General features: G+C 58.2%; 1 protein-coding gene. It reads right to left on the bottom strand.

Translation table 11 applies throughout. The features are described from left to right. Positions 1-142: 142 nt before the first annotated feature. The gene (locus SO180_RS42330) at positions 143-1,312 is read right to left on the bottom strand and encodes a hypothetical protein (RefSeq protein ID WP_449384698.1); all 1,170 of its coding nucleotides are present in this window, start codon (positions 1,310-1,312) and stop codon (positions 143-145) included. Between the last annotated feature and the right edge of the window lie 271 nt (positions 1,313-1,583).

Below are 1,583 nucleotides of genomic sequence, written 5' to 3'. Positions count from 1 at the left end.
GGCCGACACAGCCGCTCGGCCGCATCGCCGCTGACGCCAATACATCGGATTACTGCCGCCCTTTTTCAACGGAATCGACCCTTTGCGGACTTATCGAAATCGAAAAGCACTTAAAAGTCTGAGACGGTCACCACTGGGTGAACTACGGAAGTCTTCTTGTCGCCGTAAAGGGATTGAACCCCCGTTCTGCAAGGGCGGCCCACGAAGCTGCACCAAGATGTGGCAATCGAAAATAGAGTCGTGGCTTGGCCAGATCGGTATCCAGCATGAACCCAGTCGGTAGCCCTCGGACACTTGCGGCATAGAACCCGCCATCCGGCGACCTTTGGGATTCGATTACAGCGATCAACGATTTTGCCTTCTCGCCCCTGCCGAGTAACTCCAGCAAGAGAGCCATTTGGCCCGTCCCTTCGGTCCACACTCCGTCTCGGTCTTCACCGTAAGAAAAGCCCCCGTCGACACCCATTCGCTGTTCGGCGGTGGTAATTACCGATGCAAATTTCTTGGCCGCTCCGGGGAGCGCCGTTAAGGGCCAAACCTGAGCATCGAGGGCCAAAATCGGATTGCGCGTGACGCCGTCTTCGGCGGTGCCCGCCGCGAAACAGGCGCATGCCGAATCCCACATCGTATCTACGAAGTGCTCAGCGGCCGTCGCCATATCACGCCAGCGCGAATCGCCTGTGCGGATTGCGAGAATGCCAAACGCGGCGGCGATGTCAGTATTGTGTTCGGTCGATTTCCATGTCCGTACGTCGGGCGTCGGTTCATGCCCAAACGTACCGCCCGTGAAACCGCCAGTGCCGCGCGTGTCGGCCCATTGCGCGACCCAGGCGCCAAGTCGTGTCGCACCGTCTCGGAACCGAGGGCCGGTGTTCACATCGTCAATCGACAGCAAAGCCAACATGGCCCATGCCATGTTTCCATTATCGCTACCCACCTGGTATCGATCTTCTAACCATTTGTTCTGGGCATTGTCCCACCACCCCGGGAGTTTGACGGGGCTATTCGCCACCACACCCGCGGCGTAAGCGTTCCGGAGTCGTCCATCGTGCCATGTGCGGTCGTTATCAATCGCCCAGAGAATCGCCGCCCCAATCCGATATGCTTTGTCTCGTTCACCGCAACCGACCAATGCGATGACGGCCAGCGCATTGTCATAAAGGTAGGCGGCGCCTTGGAGAGGCCCCGCTTCGACGGTCGGATAGCTGGGCAAGAACAACGGCCCTGGCGGTGCCTTATCGATCAGATCAGCGAGGTATCCGCACGCTGACACATTTGGTGTCGCTGAAGCCGGTAGCGGAGCGGCAACCATAGCGATTGTGAAAGTCGCGACGATCCAAGTGTGACAGAAGTGCCTGCGATAACGGTAGAAACAATAAGCAATTGGTTCCGGTAGCATTTCGCTGCCTCTCGCGTCTTCTTCAACCAGAATAGACTTTGGGGCATCAGGAAGAGACCAGGTCGGGATCGAATACAAAATCGTGCCGTCATGTTCAATGGCAGCTGCTGTGAAGGGTTTCGGATGCCGGCCGCATGAGGGACGGGGCGGCGTATTCGGCGGCCGGCGTCCGAAAGCCTCCAAG

The organism is Bradyrhizobium sp. UFLA05-112, assembly GCF_053572325.1.
The sequence above is the reverse complement of the archived record's forward strand: the minus strand, read 5'-3'. Positions and strand labels throughout refer to the sequence as shown.

Excerpts from the sequence above, each read along its gene's own strand:
- SO180_RS42330 (WP_449384698.1), bottom strand. The coding sequence starts at position 1,312 with ATGGTTGCCGCTCCGCTACCGGCTTCAGCGACACCAAATGTGTCAGCG.